The 18,234-nt window shown below is 72.1% G+C and carries 15 protein-coding genes; 5 read left to right on the top strand and 10 right to left on the bottom strand.

Annotation, left to right across the window (positions count from 1 at the left end; translation table 11 throughout):
* Positions 1 to 329 precede the first annotated feature (329 nt).
* Together WBN91_RS08645 and WBN91_RS08640 are read right to left on the bottom strand one after the other, a co-directional pair.
* Entirely contained in the window at positions 330 to 818 is a 489-nt protein-coding gene (locus tag WBN91_RS08645) for an SRPBCC family protein (RefSeq protein WP_337726417.1), read from the bottom strand.
* Positions 815 to 1,171, bottom strand: a complete 357-nt coding sequence (locus WBN91_RS08640) for an ArsR/SmtB family transcription factor (protein ID WP_337726416.1) — start codon at positions 1,169 to 1,171, stop codon at positions 815 to 817. Before WBN91_RS08640 ends, WBN91_RS08645 begins: the two co-directional genes overlap by 4 nt.
* A gap of 132 nt (positions 1,172 to 1,303) precedes the next feature.
* On the opposite strand from WBN91_RS08640, the gene WBN91_RS08635 reads away from it, so the two are divergent.
* The 3 genes from WBN91_RS08635 to WBN91_RS08625 all read left to right on the top strand — a co-directional run bounded on the left by WBN91_RS08635 (position 1,304) and on the right by WBN91_RS08625 (position 6,295).
* Positions 1,304 to 2,263, top strand: coding sequence for a pentapeptide repeat-containing protein (locus tag WBN91_RS08635; protein ID WP_337726414.1), 960 nt, complete (start codon positions 1,304 to 1,306; stop codon positions 2,261 to 2,263).
* Between the two features lie 171 nt (positions 2,264 to 2,434).
* Positions 2,435 to 6,106 (top strand): multifunctional oxoglutarate decarboxylase/oxoglutarate dehydrogenase thiamine pyrophosphate-binding subunit/dihydrolipoyllysine-residue succinyltransferase subunit, encoded by a 3,672-nt coding sequence (locus WBN91_RS08630; RefSeq protein WP_337726413.1) that lies wholly within the window; start codon positions 2,435 to 2,437, stop codon positions 6,104 to 6,106.
* Positions 6,107 to 6,112: 6 nt separating this feature from the next.
* Positions 6,113 to 6,295: a DUF6104 family protein gene (locus WBN91_RS08625; RefSeq protein ID WP_121225573.1), complete on the top strand. Its 183-nt coding sequence runs from the start codon at positions 6,113 to 6,115 to the stop codon at positions 6,293 to 6,295.
* Between the two features lie 55 nt (positions 6,296 to 6,350).
* Here the strand turns inward: WBN91_RS08625 and WBN91_RS08620 are convergent, their stop codons facing one another.
* The gene (locus WBN91_RS08620) at positions 6,351 to 8,066 is read right to left on the bottom strand and encodes a plasmid pRiA4b ORF-3 family protein (protein WP_337726411.1); all 1,716 of its coding nucleotides are present in this window, start codon (positions 8,064 to 8,066) and stop codon (positions 6,351 to 6,353) included.
* Positions 8,067 to 8,206: 140 nt separating this feature from the next.
* Here WBN91_RS08620 and WBN91_RS08615 point away from each other — a divergent pair, with 140 nt between their 5' ends.
* Together WBN91_RS08615 and WBN91_RS08610 are read left to right on the top strand one after the other, a co-directional pair.
* A complete protein-coding gene (locus WBN91_RS08615) occupies positions 8,207 to 9,496 on the top strand; it encodes an O-antigen ligase family protein (RefSeq protein WP_337726410.1) in 1,290 nt (429 codons plus the stop codon).
* Positions 9,493 to 9,921 carry a hypothetical protein gene (locus WBN91_RS08610; protein ID WP_337726409.1) on the top strand — a complete coding sequence of 143 codons (429 nt, stop codon included), beginning with the start codon at positions 9,493 to 9,495 and terminating at the stop codon, positions 9,919 to 9,921. Before WBN91_RS08615 ends, WBN91_RS08610 begins: the two co-directional genes overlap by 4 nt.
* Before the next feature lie 31 nt (positions 9,922 to 9,952).
* On the opposite strand, the gene hutI is transcribed toward WBN91_RS08610, so the two are convergent.
* The 7 genes from hutI to WBN91_RS08575 all read right to left on the bottom strand — a co-directional run bounded on the left by hutI (position 9,953) and on the right by WBN91_RS08575 (position 18,192).
* Positions 9,953 to 11,098 carry an imidazolonepropionase gene (gene hutI, locus WBN91_RS08605; RefSeq protein WP_337726408.1) on the bottom strand — a complete coding sequence of 382 codons (1,146 nt, stop codon included), beginning with the start codon at positions 11,096 to 11,098 and terminating at the stop codon, positions 9,953 to 9,955.
* Positions 11,095 to 12,357, bottom strand: coding sequence for a formimidoylglutamate deiminase (locus WBN91_RS08600; protein WP_337726407.1), 1,263 nt, complete (start codon positions 12,355 to 12,357; stop codon positions 11,095 to 11,097). The genes hutI and WBN91_RS08600 overlap by 4 nt, the downstream gene beginning before the upstream one ends.
* Entirely contained in the window at positions 12,354 to 13,529 is a 1,176-nt protein-coding gene (locus tag WBN91_RS08595) for an allantoate amidohydrolase (protein WP_337726406.1), read from the bottom strand. Before WBN91_RS08595 ends, WBN91_RS08600 begins: the two co-directional genes overlap by 4 nt.
* The gene (hutU, locus tag WBN91_RS08590; RefSeq protein WP_337726405.1) at positions 13,522 to 15,165 is read right to left on the bottom strand and encodes a urocanate hydratase; all 1,644 of its coding nucleotides are present in this window, start codon (positions 15,163 to 15,165) and stop codon (positions 13,522 to 13,524) included. Before hutU ends, WBN91_RS08595 begins: the two co-directional genes overlap by 8 nt.
* Entirely contained in the window at positions 15,166 to 16,671 is a 1,506-nt protein-coding gene (gene hutH, locus WBN91_RS08585) for a histidine ammonia-lyase (RefSeq protein WP_337726404.1), read from the bottom strand.
* A 79-nt stretch (positions 16,672 to 16,750) separates the two neighbouring features.
* The gene (locus WBN91_RS08580; protein WP_337726403.1) at positions 16,751 to 17,716 is read right to left on the bottom strand and encodes a hypothetical protein; all 966 of its coding nucleotides are present in this window, start codon (positions 17,714 to 17,716) and stop codon (positions 16,751 to 16,753) included.
* Entirely contained in the window at positions 17,713 to 18,192 is a 480-nt protein-coding gene (locus WBN91_RS08575; protein WP_337726402.1) for a SigE family RNA polymerase sigma factor, read from the bottom strand. The genes WBN91_RS08580 and WBN91_RS08575 overlap by 4 nt, the downstream gene beginning before the upstream one ends.
* Positions 18,193 to 18,234 lie beyond the last annotated feature (42 nt).

Below are 18,234 nucleotides of genomic sequence, written 5' to 3'. Positions count from 1 at the left end.
CCCAGCCCAGCCCAGCCCGGCCCGGCCCGGCCCGGCGCAGCCCGGCCCGGCGCAGCCCGGCCCGGCGCAGCCCAGCCCGGCGCAGCCCAGCCCGGCGCAGCCCAGCCCGGCGCAGCCCAGCCCGGCCCAGCCCAGCCCGGCCCAGCCCGGCGCAGCCCAGCCCGGCCCGGCCCAGCCCTGCCCGGCGCGGCCCACCTCAGCCCAGCCCGACCTAGCCCGGCCCACCTCAGCCCAGCGCGGCCCGGCGTGCTGGGTGAGTTCGCGCGTCCTGTCACCGCACGCCAACGCGCCCGGGATGCCGTGTGGCACTCCGGGCGGGTTGGGGGTGGTCACTTCTCGGTGGACAGGAGTTCGTCCAGGCGCTCGTAGCCCTCGTTGATGCCGACCTCCATGCCGCTGGACAGGGCCATGTCGCGGCCCTCCTTGGAGTCGAAGACGCTCACGCCGCGCAGGCGGGTGCGGCCGTTCCCGAGGTCCTCGAAGGTCATGGTGTCCAGGCTGACGCCGTCCGGGTAGCCCTCCCAGGTGAACGTCTGCACGATCCGCTCGCCCGGCCGGACCTCGTGGAACGAACCGTAGAACCGGTACTCACCCTGCTCGTCGCGGTGCACGTAGCGGTACTCGCCGCCGGTGCGGGCGTCCCAGGTGTCGATCTCCATCTCCAGCCGGCGCGGGCCCAGCCACTTCTTGACCAGCTCGGGCTCGACGTGTGCCCGGAACACCGCCGCGGGCGGCGCGTCGAACTCGCGGACGAGCTCGATCGTCGGCAGGTCGGGGTTGGCCACGATGGTGGTCTCGTGGTGCGTGGTGGTGCTCATGACGCGTCTTCCTCCAGGGTCTGGGTCTGCTGTTCGTCGGCCATCTCGGCGAGCACGGCGTCGAGCCGCTGGTACCGCTGCTCGGCCTCTCGCCGGTAGCGCTCGATCCACTTGGTCATCAGGTCGAACACCTCCGCTTCCAGGTGCACCGGCCTCCGCTGGGCCTGTCGACTCCGACTGACCAGTCCGGCGTCCTCCAGCACCTTGAGGTGCTTGGACACCGCCTGCACGGTCACGGCGTAGGGCTCGGCCAACTCGTTCACCGTCGCGTCCGCCACCGCGAGCCGGGCGACCATGTCCCGCCGGATGGGGTCCGCCAGCGCCGCGAACACCCGCGAAAGCCGATCCTCCACTGCCGTCTCCTTACTCAACCTTTCGGTTGAACAAACCGTACGACCGCCCGCCAGCGTTGTCAACCATTTCGTTGAACAAGCAGCTCAGCGGGCTGCCGTAGCACGGAGAGGCCCCCAGCCGACATCACCGGCATGGCCGACAAGCGCGCCTTACCCCGCTGGACCGTCCCCGTCGTCGCCACCCTGGTCGCCCTCGCCACGACCGCGGTCCTGCTGGCGCTGTGGTGGTGGGTAGGCGATCAGAACCTCACCGGCAAGGACCTCGCCACCGCCCGCCTGGACGCCGTGAAGGTCGCCTCCGGCATCGCCGTGGGCGGCGGCGGGCTGTTCGCGCTCTACCTGGCCGCACGCCGCCAGCGCACCCAGGAACTGGAGCTCGACCAGCGCCGATGGGAGCACCAGCACACCATCGAGGACGCCGCCGAACGCCGGGTCACCGACCTGTACGCCCAGGCCGCCGAACAGCTCGGCTCCGACAAGGCCCCGGTCCGCCTGGCCGCCCTGCACACCCTGGCCCGCCTCGGCGACGGCAACCCGTCCCACCGCCGCACCGTCCTCGACCTGCTGTGCGCCTACCTCCGCATGCCCTACGACCCGCCCACCGACCCGACCGACGACGGCCACCGGGAGCGCACCCAGGAACGCGAGGTCCGGCTGACCGCCCAGCGCATCGCCACCGCCCGACTCCGACCGACCGTCGGCCCCTGGTATTCCATCCCGGCCCCCAACCCGCTGCACTGGCCCGGCGAGTTCGACCTGGACCTCAGCGGCGCGACGTTGCTCGACTTCGGGCTCACCGGCTGCGTGGTCCGGACCGGCACGTTCCGCGGGGCGCGGTTCCACGGCAAGACCCACATCCAGGACGAGTGCAAACAGGTGGACCTGGAGGGCGCGATCGCGGAGCTGCGCCACAAGGGGTTCGCCCGATCTCCGGGATCGTCGTACCTGGGCGGTCACCTCTGGCCGACCGGCGGTGGCCGGTCCTGGGAACTCGTGGCGCTCGACACTCCGCGGCCCGAAGTGCCGGCCGGGTGGGGCATCCTCGTCGGGAGCTTTCGGGTCTCACCCGGACCCGAGCAGGACCAGGGCTGATACATCAAGAACAGCTCAAGCACCCATAACGTGACCCACCTCCGGATCGATCCTGTGATCGAGCACTCCTTGCCCGGCCCCTCCTGTGTATGAACTGCACCAGACGGGGGACTAGCCTGACCATGAGTGAGTCATTACCAAGAGCGAGATGGATAGAGGCGAGCGCCAGCCGTGTCCAGCAGCAGTCCTGCTTCACAGTTCGGCCCCAATGAGTGGCTGGTCGAGGAGATGTACGAGCAGTTCCTCGCCGACCCGTCGTCCGTAGACCCGGCCTGGCACGACTTCTTCGCCGACTACAAGTCGACGCAGCGGTCGGGCAACGGCGCGGCCACGGCGGCGGCGTCCACGACCACCACCACGGCCACCGACAACGGCACGGCGGCCCCCACGGCCACCGCGACCAAGCCGCAGCCCGCGAAGCCCGCGGCCAAGCCGCAGCAGGCCGCTCCCGCGAAGCCGGCGCCCGCGCAGGCCGCCAAGGCCACGCCGGTGCAGCCCACGGCCGGCGCGGAGCAGAAGCAGCTGCGCGGCGCGGCGGCGGCCATCGCGAAGAACATGGAGCTGTCGCTCACCGTCCCGACCGCGACGAGTGTGCGCGCCGTGCCCGCGAAGCTGCTGGCCGACAACCGCATCGTGATCAACAACCACCTCAAGCGGACCCGCGGTGGGAAGGTCTCCTTCACCCACCTGATCGGCTACGCGGTGGTGCGGGCGCTCCAGGCGTACCCGAACATGAACCGGCACTACGCCGAGGTCGACGGCAAGCCGTTCGTGGTCACGCCCGAGCACGTCAACTTCGGTCTCGCGATCGACCTGCCCGGCAAGGACGGCTCCCGCTCGCTGGTGGTCGCCTCCATCAAGGGCTGCGAGAACATGACGTTCACGCAGTTCTGGCAGGCCTACGAGGACCTCATCCGCAAGGCCCGGTCCGGCTCGCTGACCACCGAGGACTTCTCCGGCACCACGATCTCGCTGACCAACCCGGGCACGATCGGCACCAACCACTCGGTGCCGCGCCTGACGGCCGGTCAGGGCGCGATCATCGGCGTCGGCGCGATGGAGTACCCCGCCCACTTCCAGGGCACCAGCGAGCAGGCCCTGGTCGAGATGGGCGTCAGCAAGATCATCACGCTGACCTCCACCTACGACCACCGCATCATCCAGGGCGCCGAGTCCGGCGAGTTCCTCAAGCGCATCCACCAGCTGCTGCTGGGCGAGGACGGCTTCTACGACGACGTCTTCACGTCGCTGCGGCTGCCCTACGAGCCGATCCGCTGGGTCGCCGACATCCCCGAGGGCGCGGTCGACAAGACCGCCCGCGTCATCGAGCTGATCGACGCGTTCCGCACCCGCGGCCACCTGATGGCCGACACGGACCCGCTGAACTACCGCCAGCGCAGCCACCAGGACCTCGACGTCCTGTCGCACGGCCTGACCCTGTGGGACCTGGACCGGGAGTTCCCGGTCGGCGGGTTCGCGGGCCAGGAGCGGATGAAGCTGCGCGACATCCTGGGCGTGCTGCGCAACTCGTACTGCCGCACGGTCGGCGTCGAGTACATGCACATCCTGGACCCGGAGGAGCGCCTCTGGATCCAGGAGCGCGTCGAGGTCCCGCACGAGAAGCCGCCGGCCACCGTGCAGAAGTACATCCTCTCCAAGCTCAACGCGGCCGAGGCGTTCGAGACGTTCCTCCAGACCAAGTACGTCGGCCAGAAGCGGTTCTCGCTGGAAGGCGGCGAGACGGTCATCCCGCTGCTGGACGCCGTCCTGGACAAGGCCGCCGAGCACGAGCTGGACGAGGTCGTCATCGGCATGCCGCACCGCGGCCGGCTCAACGTCCTGGCCAACATCGTGGGCAAGCCGATCTCGCAGATCTTCCGCGAGTTCGAGGGCAACCTCGACCCGGGCCAGGCGCACGGCTCCGGCGACGTGAAGTACCACCTGGGCGCCGAGGGCAAGTACTTCCGGATGTTCGGCGACGGCGAGACCAAGGTGTCGCTGACCGCGAACCCGTCGCACCTGGAGGCCGTGGACCCGGTGCTGGAGGGCATCGTCCGGGCCAAGCAGGACATGCTGGACAAGGGCGGCGAGGGCTTCACCGTGCTGCCGGTCGCGCTGCACGGCGACGCCGCGTTCGCCGGCCAGGGCGTCGTGGCCGAGACCCTGAACCTCGCCCTGGTGCGCGGCTACCGCACCGGCGGCACCGTGCACGTCGTGGTGAACAACCAGGTCGGCTTCACCACCGCGCCCGAGCACTCGCGCTCGTCGAAGTACTCGACCGACGTGGCGAAGATGATCGGCGCGCCGGTGTTCCACGTGAACGGCGACGACCCGGAGGCGTGCTACTGGGTCGCGAAGCTGGCGGTGGACTACCGGCAGGCGTTCAACAAGGACGTCGTGATCGACATGGTCTGCTACCGCCGCCGCGGCCACAACGAGGGCGACGACCCCTCGATGACGCAGCCGGCGATGTACGACGTGATCGACACCAAGCGCTCGGTGCGCAAGATCTACACCGAGTCGCTGATCGGCCGCGGCGACATCTCCGTGGAGGAGGCCGAGAAGGCCCTCCAGGACTTCTCCTCGCAGCTGGAGCACGTCTTCAACGAGGTGCGCGAGCTGGAGAAGCACCCGATCAAGGCGTCCCCGTCGGTGGAGGCCGAGCAGCAGGTCCCGAACAAGCTGCCGACCGGCATCCCGCGCGAGACGATCGAGAAGATCGCCGACGCGCACGTGGACCTGCCCGAGGGCTTCACCCCGCACCCGCGCGTCAAGCCGGTGCTGGAGCGGCGCGCGAAGATGGCCCGCGAGGGCGGCATCGACTGGGCGTTCGCCGAGCTGCTGGCGTTCGGGTCGCTGGTGCTGGAGGGCCGCACGGTCCGCCTGGCGGGCCAGGACTCGCGGCGCGGCACGTTCGTGCAGCGGCACGCCACCCTGGTGGACCGCAAGAAGTCCGACGAGTACACCCCGTTGCAGCACCTCGCCGACGACCAGGGCAAGTTCATGGTCTACGACTCGGTGCTGTCGGAGTTCGCGGCGCTGGGCTTCGAGTACGGCTACTCGGTGGCCAACCCGGACGCGCTGGTGCTGTGGGAGGCGCAGTTCGGCGACTTCGTCAACGGCGCGCAGCCGATCATCGACGAGTTCATCTCGTCCGGTGAGGCGAAGTGGGGCCAGCGCTCGGACGTCGTGCTGCTGCTGCCGCACGGCCACGAGGGCCAGGGCCCGGACCACACGTCCGGCCGCATCGAGCGGTTCCTCCAGCTGTGCGCGGAGGGCTCGATGACCATCGCGGTGCCGTCGACCCCGGCGAACTACTTCCACCTGCTGCGCCGCCACGCCCTCGACGGCGTGAACCGGCCGCTGGTGGTGTTCACCCCGAAGTCGATGCTGCGCCTGAAGGCCGCGACGAGCCCGGTGGAGGACTTCGTCGACGACCGCTTCAACTCGGTCATCGACGACGCCCACGCCGCCGACCCGCAGGCCGTGCAGCGCGTCCTGCTGTGCAGCGGCAAGGTGTACTACGAGCTGCTGGCGGAGCAGGAGAAGCGCGGCCTGAACGACACGGCCGTGGTGCGCGTGGAGCAGCTCTACCCGGTGCCCGCGCGGAAGCTGACGGAGGCGCTGGAGCGCTACCCGAACGCGACCGACCTGCGCTGGGTCCAGGAGGAGCCGGCCAACCAGGGCGCGTGGCCGTTCCTGGGCCTGGCCCTGCCGGAGCTGCTGCCGTCGCGGTTCACGCTCAAGCGCGTGTCCCGCCGCCCGATGGCCGCGCCGTCGGCGGGTTCGTCGAAGGTCCACGAGGTCGAGCAGCGCGAGCTGATCTCGAAGGCGTTCGAGTAGGCCGCGATGTACTTCACCGATCGCGGCATCGAGGAGCTGGAGAGCCGGCGGGGCGAGGAAGAAGTGACCCTCGCCTGGCTGGCCGACCGGCTGCGCGCCTTCGTCGACGCGAACCCGGAGTTCGAAACGGCCGTCGAACGCCTGGCCACCTACCTGGCGCGCGACGACCAGGACGACTTCGAGGACTGAGCACCGAGCACGCGAAAGGGGGCACCCGCCACGGCGGGTGCCCCCTTTCGCGTTGTCAGGCCAGACGCTTGAGCGCGCGGTTGGCGTCCTCGGTGGAGAACCGGGCCGGGTCGAAGTCCGCGCCCGACCTCAGGCCCAGCCAGTCGAGCAGGTCGGCGTGGCCTTCGGCGGTCGGGTCGGCGAGGGTGGCCTTCAGGTCCTCGTAGCCCCACGGGCCACCGCAGTCCTCCGGCGGGCACGCGCCCTCGCCGGCGGTGCACACCGGGTCGCCGGCGGGGACGATCTTCTTCAGCGTGATGTCGTGCTCCCAGCCGTCGCCGAAGTCGTAGCTGTAGGCGATCCGGTCCCCCACCTCCGCGAGCACCTGGGACACCGCCACGGCCGATTCGTCCTGGTGCCCCAGGTCGGCGTCCGGCACGCCGTAGCGGCCCGTGCGGTGGGCGAACTCGTGCAGGTGGGCGTTCTCCCAGCCCATCGCAGCCTGGACGACCTCGTGGAGCCCGCCCAGGCTGAGACCGGCGGGGACCTCCAGCCGCCGCCAGACCGGCGGGTTCGCCACCTCCAGCAGGCGGACTTCCAGCTCGTACCCGACGCCGACGCGATCGGGGCGCGGTGGCGGCGGGGCGGCCATGCGCACGACCGGGGCGTCGCCCAGCAGTGCCACCAGCCGGGGCGCGTCCGGGTGGCCGCACTTCGCGAGCAGCGGCACGACCAACGACGGATCGCCGCCGATCTGCGCCCACGCCGCCTCGGCCACCAGCACGGGGGGCAACCCCGGCGGCAGCGCGTCCAGCGCGGTGACCACGGTGTCCACCGTCAGCCACGCCTTGTCGTCCTCGCTCGGCTCGGTACCGGCCGCGTCCGCCAACCAGCTCCGGGCGTAGGCGCCGAAGCCGTCGTCGCGCGCCCACTCGCGCCACGCGGGTTCCGCCTCCGGACCGCACTCGTCGACCAGGACGATGGCGGTGAGCCGCCGCTCGCCGGACGCACGCGCGGCGACGGCGAGCAGTTCCCGGGCGGCTGCCTCGGGATCGCGGGACGACAGCCACGGACGGGACAGCAGCACCGCCAGCCTGGACGGCAGACCACTCACCGCGCCGATCAACGCCTCGGCGTCGACGTCGGTGGCCGGCGCGCCCTGGCGGAACACCACGTCGGTGAAGTGGCGGCCGAGGGGTGTCGGCTCGACGGCGTCCTCCCCCGCGACGACGATGCCGAACTCGGCCAGCCGCTGGGCGATCGCGGAGACGCTCGCGCGGCCGGTGGCGAAGAGATCGGGGCCGCAGACCTCGTCGACGGACCGGCTCAGGTCGTCGAGCGGGACGGCGTCCGCGTTCTCGTGGAGGGTGGCCAGCACGGCCAGGTGGGCCACGTCGTCCTCGTCCATCTCGTCCACCAGGCCGAAGGCGTCCTGGGCGCACCGGGTCCAGGCCTCCAGCACGTCCTCCGCCCGCTCCTCCCAGGTCGCGAAGGCGGGTCCGGGTCGCACACGGCCGCGATCCACCTCGATGAGCCCCGCGGTGACCGCCACCGCCCACACCGTCATGAGCGGCGGGATGTCCAGGGCGCTGCGGGGCTTGCGCGACGGCAGCTCGATGCCGAGCAGGTCGCACACCTCGACGGCGGCGGCGGGTTTCAGGACGAGCCGGGTGGTGACGTCCCGGCCGGTTCCCACCCAGTCGGCGAGCGTCCGAGCGGCGACGAACACCGGGCAGGTCCGCGCCGCCGCAGCCAATTGCTCTGCTGTGCCAGGAAGACCACGGAAAGCCATGCGCACACGTTAGGGGGTGCAGGTGCCGCCGTTTCGTCGCCTGCCGTTGTCCACAAAGAATCCCGATCGGGCGGATTGGCGGTTACGATCCCCGCAACCCGCTGCCCCGGTGGCGGGGGCGAGGCTGGGGAGGGCCTTGTATGGGGGGTGTTCGCGCGCGCGTCGCTGTCCGCGACGAGGTCGCCTTACCGCCGCACGTCCTGCTGCTCCTCGGCGCCATCGCGGCGGCCGTGGTGGCCCAGGGCGGCTACTACCTGCCCGGACGGGTGCTGTCCGGCGCTCTGGCTGGTCTTGCCCTGGTCCTGGCACTTCGGACCACTCCCCTTCGTGGGCCGTTGGTGTCGGCTTGTGGGGCGTTGGCGTTGTGGGCGCTCGTGCGGGGTGGGATGGCCGGCGACATCGGGTCCGCCTTGCCGACGGTGGCCGCCGTGGGGTGCTTCCTCGCCGGTGCCGTCGTGGTGCGGCAGGAGTTGTGCGGGGACGTCCTGGTCTGGATCGGTGTCGGGGTCGCCGTCACCGGGTGGGTCGCCGTGGTGTGGCGGATTCCCTCGTGGTCGGTGGTGGCCGACGGGCTGGCGCGGGCCTCCTCGACGTTGACCTACCCCAACGCCGCCGCCGCTCTGCTGGCCGCGGTCGCCGTGTACGCGGTCGTCACCGGTAAGCACGCTTCGGTCGTGTGCCTGTTGCTGGTCGGGTTGGGTGCGACGCTCAGCCGGGCCGGGGTGCTCGCGCTGGTCGTGGGGCTGCTCGTGGCGTGTGTCGCGGCCGGACCGCGCGTGGTGGTGAAGAACGTCGCCGCGCCGCTGGTCGGTGCGCTGGTCGCGTTGGCCGCGTTGGCCCCCTCGTTCCAGGTCGCGCGCCCGGCACAGGTGCTGCTCGCGGTGGCCGGTCTCGTGGTGGGTGTGTTCGGCGCCCACCTGCTGGAGCGCGCGGGCGGGAAGGTCCGGGTCGCCGTGTTGGCGGTGGGGCTGCTGGCGGCCGGGGTGCTCGGTGCCACGCGCCTGGAGTCGCTGCTGACCGGGCGGCTGTCGTTGACCTCGCCGGACCGCGCGGGTGCGTTGGGCGCTGCCTGGGACCTGGTCGCCGCGCACCCCGTGATCGGAGTCGGGCCGGGGCGTGGCTTGTTCGTGTGGACGCGGGCGGACGGGGATGCGCGCGTCATGCGGTACGTCCACAACGAGTACGTGCAGGTGCTCGTCGAGTTGGGCGTGATCGGACTCGGCCTGGTGGCGTGCGTGCTGGTCGCGGTGGTGCTCACCGTGCGGCGGCGGGCGACCGGGCCGTGGGCGGGAGCGGTCGCCGCGGTCGCGGTGCTGGTGGTGCACAGCGGGTTCGACTTCCTGTGGCACCTGCCCGTCGTCCTCCTGACCGCCGGGCTGTTCGTCGGCCTGGCTGCTCCACCTCATCCGCCAGAGAAGGAGATCGTGTGAAGAGCATCCCGAAGATCGCCGCCGTGGTGGCCGTGGCCGGCGCGGCCGTGCTCGCGTCCGTCCTGCCGGGCAGCGCGGACGTGGCCGCCCAGTCGCCCTCGGTGGGCGCGGTCAGAGTCGAATCGCCGGCGACCCTGGAGGCGCGCGGAGCCGCCGTCAAGGTGTCGGTGACGGTCGTGTGCACGCCGGGTCAGTACGCGTACGTCGGCATCGAGCTGGTGCAGCGCTCCGGCGGCGCCATCGCGCGCGGTGGCGACTCAGCCAACATCCAGTCCTGCACGGGCCAGGCCCAGACCGTCGTGCTGGACGCCCTCGCCTACGAGGAGCCGTTCCGCAAGGGCGTCACGTGGGCTCGGGGCTACCTGAACACCTCCGGCCAGCCGTCGACCTTGTACGACGAGCGGGAGATCGAGATCGTCCGCTGACGCATTCCGGTAGGCCCGGCGAGGGTCGGGCCTACCGGACGCGTTCTCCCTTCCGCCACACTGCGTGCGTCAACGGCACGCCGGGGCGGTAGGCCAGGTGGGTCGCGCTGGGCGCGTCGAGCACGTGGACGTCCGCCCGCGCGCCCACCGCCAGGTGCCCGAGGTCGGAACGGTCCAACGCCAGGGCGCCTGCACGGGTGGCCGCGTACACGGCTTCCTCCACCGACATGTGCATCTGGAGCACGGCGGTGGTCACGCAGTACGCCATCGACGTCGTGTAAGAGCTGCCCGGGTTGCAGTTGCTCGCCAGCGCCACGGTCGCCCCGGCGTCCAGCAGCTCACGGGCCGGCGGCAGGGACTGGCGGGTGGACAGGTCGCACGCCGGCAGCAAGGTCGCGATGGTGTTCGAGCCCGCCAACGCGTCGATGTCCGAAGTGGACAGATAAGTGCAGTGGTCGACGCTGGCCGCGCCCAATTCCACCGCCAGCCGCACGCCCGGCCCCTCGCCGAGCTGGTTGCCGTGCACGCGCAGGCCCAGACCACGAGCGGCGGCGGCCTTCAGGACCGTGCGGGACTGGTCTTCGTCGAACGCACCGCGCTCGCAGAACACGTCCGCCCACCGCACGAAAGGCGCGGCGGCCTCCAGCATCTCGCCGGCGACCAGGGCCACGTAGGAATCCGGGTCGGCACCCGGCGGCACCAGGTGCGCGCCCAGGAACGTGACCTCGTCGGCGTGCTCGCCCGCGATGCGCGCGGACCGCACCTCGTCCGCCACCGTCAGGCCGTACCCGGTCTTGGTCTCCACGTACGTGGTGCCCTGCGCGACCGCCTCGGCCACGTGCCGCCGGATGACCGCCGACAGCTCGTCGTCCGACGCCGCCCGGGTGGCGTTCACGGTCGTCGCGATACCGCCTGCGGTGTAAGGCTTTCCGGCCATCCGCGCCTCGAACTCGGCGGTGCGGTCACCGGCGAACACCAGGTGCGTGTGGCTGTCCACCCACCCCGGCAGCACGGCCCGGCCCTCGACGTCCACGCGCGTGTCGGCGGCCGGGGCCGAAGCCGCCGACCCCACCCAGGCGACCACGCCATCGGCCAGGACCAAGGCGGCGTCGGTGAGCCGGCCCAGGTCCGGGTCGTTGGTGGTCAGCTCGCCGATGCCGGTGATGAGCGTGCTCACAGCGCCTCCGTCAACAGCCTGCCCACGTCGCCGAGGGTCTCGTGCACCCCGTTCCGAGCCACCACCCTGCCACCGGACACCACGACCGACACGTCGGACGCGGTGGCGGCCAGCACGACCTGCTCGTCCGCGCAGCCCGCCGTGCGGGCCGAGTCCAGCCGCACCGCGACCAGGTCCGCGGGCGCGCCGACCTCGATGCGGCCGGCGTCCCAGCCGAGCGCGGCGTGGTTGGTCAGCGCCGCCACCAGCTCCGCGGGCGCGAACCGGCCGCGCTGCCCGGTGCGCAGGCGTTCGCCGTGCTCCAGCCCGCGAGCCTCCAGCAGCGGGTCGACGACCGCGTGCTGGTCGCTGCCCAGCGACAGCGGGCTGCCGGCGTCCTTGAGCTCACGGGCCGGGCCGATGCCGTCGGCGAGGTCGGCTTCCGTCGTCGGGCAGAAGCACGCGCCCACGCCGTTCGACCCCAGCAGGTCGATGTCCGAAGTGGACAGATGGGTGGCGTGGACGGCCGTCAGCCGGGGCGACAGCGCGCCCGCCTCGGCCAGCAGCCGCGTGGGCGTCAGCCCGTAGGCCTCCAGGCACGCCTCGTTCTCCGCCGGTTGCTCCGACAGGTGGACGTGCAGCGGCCGATCGGGGAACGCGCCCGCTACCAGCGACAACGTTTCACGTGGCACAGCGCGCACGGAGTGGATCGCCGCACCGATCCGGGTGTTGTCGTCTTCGCGCAGGTCGGACACCCTGGCGGCCCATTTCTCGCCAGTGCCGTCGGAGAACCGCTCCTGCACACCGGACACGGGCTGTCCAATGCCACCGGCGAGGTAGCAAGCGTCCAACAGGGTGATGCGGATGCCGGCGTCGAGGGCGGCCTGCCGCAGCGCCTCGCCCATCTCGTTGCCGCCGTCGTGCAGGTAGTGGAACTCCCCCACCGCCGTTACGCCGGCCACCGCCATCTCCGCGTACACCGCCCGTGCGAGCCGCAGGTACGAGTCCGGCGTCAACGACGAGGCCAGCTCGTACATGCGGTCGCGCCACGTCCAGAACGTGCCGCCGTCGCCGTGCGTCCGGCCGCGCAGACCGCGGTGGAACGCGTGCGAGTGGGCGTTGGCGAACCCGGGGAACACCATGCCGTACAAGCGTTCGCAGCCCAGCGGGATCGTGTCCACAGTGGACACGGACACGATCCGCCCCCGGTCCGCCCGGACCAGCACGCGGGACGCGACCCCGTCGGGCAGCCACGCCCGCTCGCACCAGAAGCTCTTCATCGCGCCAGGTGCTCCAGCGTCGAGGCCAGCGCGACGACGCCGGCCGCGCAGTCGTCGGGTTCGGCGTGCTCGGCCGGCGCGTGGCTCACGCCGGTCGGGTTGCGCACGAACAGCATCGCGGTCGGGACGTGCCCGGCGAGGATGCCCGCGTCGTGACCGGCCCCGGTCGGCAGCGCCGGAACCCCGCCCAGCACACCGGAAATCTCGTCCCTCAGCGCGGCATCGAAGTGCACGGTGTCGCCGTACGACTCCTCGGTGACCCGCACCTCGCAGCCTTCCTCCCGCGCAGCAACGGAAGCAGCTTCCGTGATCGCCTCCACGACCTCGCGCGTGCGGGCGTCGTCGGCGGCGCGGGCGTCCAGCCACACGTCCACCGAGGACGCGATCACGTTGGTGCCGCCGGGATTGGGCACGACCCGGCCCACGGTCGCCCGCGCCCCGGCGGTCGCCGCCCGCCGCGCCGCCAGCACCAGCTGCGACGCCGGGAGCATCGGGTCACGCCGGTCCTCGATGAGGGTCGCCCCGGCGTGGTTGCCCTCGCCGGTGAACGTGAACCGCCACCGCCCGTGCGCCAGGATCGAGGACGCCACCCCGACCGGCACCTCCAGCCCGCGCCCCTGCTCGACGTGCAGCTCCACGAACTGGCCGATGTTGCGCAGCGCCAGGTCGTCCCGTCCCATCCGCAACGGGTCGAACCCGGCCTGGTGCGCGGCCTCGCCGAAGGACACCCCGTCCGGGTCGGTCAACCGACAAGCCGCCTCCGCCGAGATCGCGCCGGTCATCAGTCGCGACCCGAGGCAGGCCACGCCGAAGCGCCCGCCCTCCTCCTCGACGAACACGACGACCGCGATCGGCTTCGACGGCCGGAACCCGCGAGCGCGCAGCACGTCCACGGCCTGCAACGCCGACACCACGCCCAACGGCCCGTCGAACGCGCCGCCGCCGGGCACGGAGTCCAGGTGGCTGCCGGTCACGACCGCGCCCGGACCCGGCGTGCCCCACCACGCCCACAGGTTGCCGTTGCGGTCGGGCACGACGTCCAGCCCGCGCCGCCCGGCCTCCTCGGTGAACCACTGCCGCAACTCCAGCTCGACCCGGTCGAACCCGTGCCGCGAGTAGCCGCCCCGCCGCGCGTCCCGGCCGACGTCGGCGATGTCCGCGAGGTCAGTCATGGTGCGCCATCGGGATGTGCACGCCCTTCGCCGACGCCACCTCGGAAGCCTCCGGGTAGCCCGCGTCCACGTGCCGGATCACGCCCATGCCCGGGTCGTTGGTCAGCACGCGCTCGATCTTCCGCGCCGCCAACTCGGTCCCGTCCGCCACCGTCACCTGGCCCGCGTGGATCGACCGGCCGATGCCGACGCCGCCGCCGTGGTGGATGGACACCCAGGTCGCGCCGGAGGCGGTGTTGACCAGGGCGTTGAGCAGCGGCCAGTCCGCGATGGCGTCGGAGCCGTCGGCCATCGCCTCGGTCTCCCGGTACGGCGAGGCCACCGACCCGCAGTCGAGGTGGTCGCGGCCGATCACGATCGGCGCGGACAGCTCGCCCGAGGCCACCATCTCGTTGAACTTCAGGCCCGCCAGGTGCCGCTCGCCGTAGCCCAGCCAGCAGATCCGCGCCGGCAGGCCCTGGAACTCGACCCGCTCGCCGGCCATCTTGATCCACCGCGCGAGCTGCTCGTTCTCGGGGAACAGCTCCAGGATCGCCGCGTCGGTCTTGGCGATGTCGGCCGGGTCGCCGGACAGCGCCGCCCAGCGGAAGGGACCCTTGCCCTCGCAGAACAGCGGCCGGATGTAGGCGGGGACGAAGCCGGGGAAGTCGAACGCCCGCTCGTAGCCGCCCAGCTTGGCCTCGCCCCGGATGGAGTTGCCGTAGTCGAACACCTCGGCGCCCCGGTCCTGGAAGCCCACCATCGCCTCGACGTGGTCGGCCATCGACTCGCGGGACCGGTCGGTGAACTCGTCCGGCTTCTTCGCGGCGTAGTCGTGCCAGTCCTCCACCGACACGCCCTTGGGCAGGTACGCCAGCGGGTCGTGCGCGGAGGTCTGGTCGGTGACGACGTCCACCGGCACCTCGCGGCGCAGCAGCTCGGGCAGCACCTCGGCGGCGTTGCCGATCAGGCCCACCGACAGCGCGCGGCCGTCGGCCTTCGCCTTGAGGCAGCGGGCGATGGCGTCGTCGATGTCGTCCGCGATCTCGTCCAGGTAGCGGGTCTCCACGCGGCGCTCGGCACGCTGCCGGTCGACCTCGATGCACAGCGCGACACCCTCGTTCATGGTGACGGCCAGCGGCTGCGCGCCGCCCATGCCGCCCAGGCCCGCGGTGACGGTGAGCGTTCCGCGAAGGGTGCCGCCGAACCGCTTGCGCGCCACGGCCGCGAAGGTCTCGTAGGTGCCCTGGAGGATGCCCTGGGTGCCGATGTAGATCCACGACCCGGCCGTCATCTGGCCGTACATGGTCAGGCCCTCGGCCTCCAGGCGGCGGAACTCGGGCCAGTTCGCCCAGTCCGGCACCAGGTTCGAGTTGGCGATCAGCACGCGCGGCGCCCACTCGTGGGTCCGCATCACGCCCACCGGGCGGCCGGACTGCACCAGCAGCGTCTCGTCCGCCTTGAGCGCGGCGAGCTCGCGGCTGATGGCGTGGAAGCTCGGCCAGTCGCGGGCGGCCTTGCCGGTGCCGCCGTAGACCACCAGGTCCTCGGGGCGCTCGGCCACGGCCGGGTCCAGGTTGTTGTGGAACATCCGCAGCGCCGCCTCGGTCTGCCAGTTCTGGGCGGTCAGCTGCGTGCCACGGTCGGCTTGCACCATCTACAGGGCTCCACTTCGGATCAGGTCTTCGGCGGCGGCGATCTCGGGGGCCAGGTGGCGGTCCGGGCCGGGACCCGGGACGTGCTCGCGGAGCTTGGCCACGGCCGCGGCGGTCGCCGGCGCCGGCTTGAGGGGTGCGCGCAGGTCCAGCGCGCGGCCGGCGGTCAGCAGTTCGACGGCCAGCACGGTCCGCAGCCCGTCCACGGCCTTGCGCAGCTTGCGCGCGGCGGACCAGCCCATCGAGACGTGGTCCTCCTGCATCGCGCTGCTCGGGATCGAGTCCACGGACGCGGGCACGGCCAGCCGCTTGAGCTCGGACACGATCGCGGCCTGCGTGTACTGGGCGATCATGTGGCCCGAGTCCACGCCCGGGTCGTCCGCCAGGAACGGCGGCAGGCCGTGCGAGCGGTTCACGTCCAGCATCCGGTCGGTGCGGCGCTCGGCGATGCTGGCCACGTCCGCGACCGGGATGGCCAGGAAGTCCAGCACGTAGGCGATAGGGGCGCCGTGGAAGTTGCCGTTGGACTCCACGCGGCCGTCCGGCAGCACCACCGGGTTGTCGATGGAGGAGGCCAGCTCGCGGTCGGCGACGGTCTCGGCGTAGGCCACGGTGTCCCGCGCAGCGCCGTGCACCTGGGGCGAGCAGCGCAGCGAGTAGGCGTCCTGGACTCGGGTGCAGTCCGGGCCGCGGTGGCTCTCCATGATCTCCGAGCCCGCCAGGATCTCGGCCATCCGCTGCGCGCTGCGCCCCTGGCCGGGGTGCGGGCGCAGGGCGTGCAGGTCGGCGGCGAACACGCGGTCGGTGCCCAGCAGGGCCTCGACGCTCATCGCGGCGGTCAGGTCGGCCACGTCGAGCAGGTGGTGCAGGTCCTTGATCGCCAGCACCAGCATGCCCAGCATGCCGTCGGTGCCGTTGATCAGCGCCAACCCTTCCTTCTCGGCCAGCTTCACCGGGGTGATGCCGGCGGCCTTCAACGCGTCCCCCGCAGTCACCAGCTCGCCGGACGCGTCCCGCACGTACCCCTCGCCGGTCAGCGCGAGCGCGGCGGCGGACAGCGGGGCCAGGTCGCCCGAGCAGCCCAGCGAGCCGAACTCGTGGACCACCGGCGTGATGCCCGCGTTGAGCATGGCGGCCATCGCCTCGGCCGTCTCCAGCCGGACGCCGGTGTGGCCGCTGGCCAGGGTTTTCAGGCGGAGCAGGACGAGCGCGCGGACGACCTCGCGCTCCACCTCCGGCCCGGCGCCCGCGGCGTGCGAGCGGACCAGGGACTGCTGGAGGGCGGCGCGGCGGTCCGGCGGGATGTGCCGCACCGCCAGCGCGCCGAAGCCGGTCGAGACGCCGTAGGTGGGCTTCTCGGCCGTCGCCAGGCGCTCGATGTGCGCCCGCGCGGTGGTGACCGCCTCGCGGGCCGCGTCCGTGAGCGCCACGGGCGCGTCGCCGCGGGCGACGGCGTGGACGTCCTCGCGGGTCAGGGGCTTCGGACCCAGGTGCACCGGTTGCTGCATGTGCACCATCACAACGCGACGGCCCGCTCCGCACGAGCCGGAGCGGGCCGATGGTGTCTGGTATCCCAGACGGGGTGGGTCAGCGGCCGACCCAGGACATGTCCGGGTCCTGCTCGAAGATCACCTGTTGGAGCACCGCGGCCAGTTCCTCGGCCGGCACGTGGTCGTCCTTCAGGGTGCCGATCGACAGCAGCCGGTCCGGGGCCAGCGTCACCGTGAGCGAGCTGTACCGGCCGTCCTCGTAGACCGCGTCGTGGCCCAGCGCCTTGACCGGGGTGGTCGTGGTGACCGGCCACAGGGGGGTGACCTTCTTGGTCGCGAGCATGACGGAGTACTTCCGCCCGCCCGGGTCCAGGACCGTGCCGATCGACCAGTCGTCGGCCGCCTTCACCAGGTAGTTCAGCGTGGTCATGCCCTCCACGCGCAGCGGCGCCGTGTAGCGGGCCGGGTCCGGCCGGACCGACTCGGCGAAGCGCCGCGCCACGGCCTCCGGGTCTCCCAGCCCCTGGACGCGCACCGACAGCGTGCGACCGGCGAGCTGCCAGTGCAGGCTCTCCTCGGTGCGCACGGCGGGTCCGCCGTTGAAGGTGGTGCTCTCCCCTTCGGGCAGCTTCTCGCCCGGCGGCGAGACCTCGAACACCACCGACCCGCCGGTCATGCCGTGGTTCTTGGCCCAGATCCGCTGGATGCGGCCCTCCGAGAACGAGCGGCTGGTCTCGAACAGGCCCTCGGGCACCCAGGAGGCGGCGTACTCGAGCGACACCGTCTGCCCGACGGGCCCGGCGGGCGCACTCGTGGTGGCCGGCTTCTCAGTCGGCACCTCGGACTGCGCCGCACCGGGCGAGGCGTTCTCCGCCGCCGGGTTCGGGATCGCGGTCACGGCGACGGTCACCGCCGCCGCGGTCGCGGCCGTGGCCAACGCGAGGAACAACGGCTTGCGGCTGCGGCGCGGCCGGTGCAGCGCGGCGAGCACGCTCCCCGGCGGCGGCGTGCGCTCGGCCTGGCGCAGCAGCGCGTCGCGGATCAGGCTCTCCGTGTCGGTCACAGTGCCTCCTTCACCCGGTCGACCGTGCGCAGGGCGGACAGCGCACGGGAGATGTGACTGCGGACAGTGGTCTGGGAACAGCCGAGGGTGGTCGCGATCTCGCGGTCGTCGTAGCCCTCGTAGTAGCGCAACACGACCGCCGCACGCTGCTTGCGCGGCAACTTGCCGATGGCGTGCAACATCGCGTCACGCACGTCGTAGAGGTCGGTCGGGTCGTCCACACCGGGATCGACGTCGGACAGCGGCACGTGCGGTTTGAGGCGGCGGCGCCACGAGAGGAACTCGTTGGTGACCATCCGCTTCAGGTACGCCGCCGGCGCGTCGAGCCCGCCGATGCGCTTCCACCGCTGCTGCGCGCGCAGGAGGCACTCCTGCACCACGTCCTGGGCGAGGTGCGGGTCGCCGGTCAGCACGGTGGCGTAGCGCAGCATCGGGGTGACCTGGGCGGTCACGAACTCCTCGAAGCTGGTCGTCATACCCCTCCAATGCGCGCTGAGCCCGGTTTGTTGAGAATGGGT

Origin of the sequence: Saccharothrix sp. CCNWYY140 (assembly GCF_037401995.1) — a bacterium.
Taxonomy (GTDB): domain Bacteria; phylum Actinomycetota; class Actinomycetes; order Mycobacteriales; family Pseudonocardiaceae; genus Actinosynnema.
This window is presented reverse-complemented; position numbering and strand designations above follow the sequence as displayed.

Coding starts and splice junctions, on each gene's coding strand:
- WBN91_RS08575 (WP_337726402.1), bottom strand. CDS start 18,192: ATGACGACCAGCTTCGAGGAGTTCGTGACCGCCCAGGTCACCCCGATG.
- WBN91_RS08620 (WP_337726411.1), bottom strand. CDS start 8,066: ATGGCTTTCCGTGGTCTTCCTGGCACAGCAGAGCAATTGGCTGCGGCG.
- WBN91_RS08600 (WP_337726407.1), bottom strand. CDS start 12,357: ATGAAGAGCTTCTGGTGCGAGCGGGCGTGGCTGCCCGACGGGGTCGCG.
- WBN91_RS08645 (WP_337726417.1), bottom strand. CDS start 818: ATGAGCACCACCACGCACCACGAGACCACCATCGTGGCCAACCCCGAC.
- hutU (WP_337726405.1), bottom strand. CDS start 15,165: ATGGTGCAAGCCGACCGTGGCACGCAGCTGACCGCCCAGAACTGGCAG.
- hutH (WP_337726404.1), bottom strand. CDS start 16,671: ATGCAGCAACCGGTGCACCTGGGTCCGAAGCCCCTGACCCGCGAGGAC.
- WBN91_RS08595 (WP_337726406.1), bottom strand. CDS start 13,529: ATGACTGACCTCGCGGACATCGCCGACGTCGGCCGGGACGCGCGGCGG.
- WBN91_RS08615 (WP_337726410.1), top strand. CDS start 8,207: ATGGGGGGTGTTCGCGCGCGCGTCGCTGTCCGCGACGAGGTCGCCTTA.
- WBN91_RS08625 (WP_121225573.1), top strand. CDS start 6,113: ATGTACTTCACCGATCGCGGCATCGAGGAGCTGGAGAGCCGGCGGGGC.
- WBN91_RS08635 (WP_337726414.1), top strand. CDS start 1,304: ATGGCCGACAAGCGCGCCTTACCCCGCTGGACCGTCCCCGTCGTCGCC.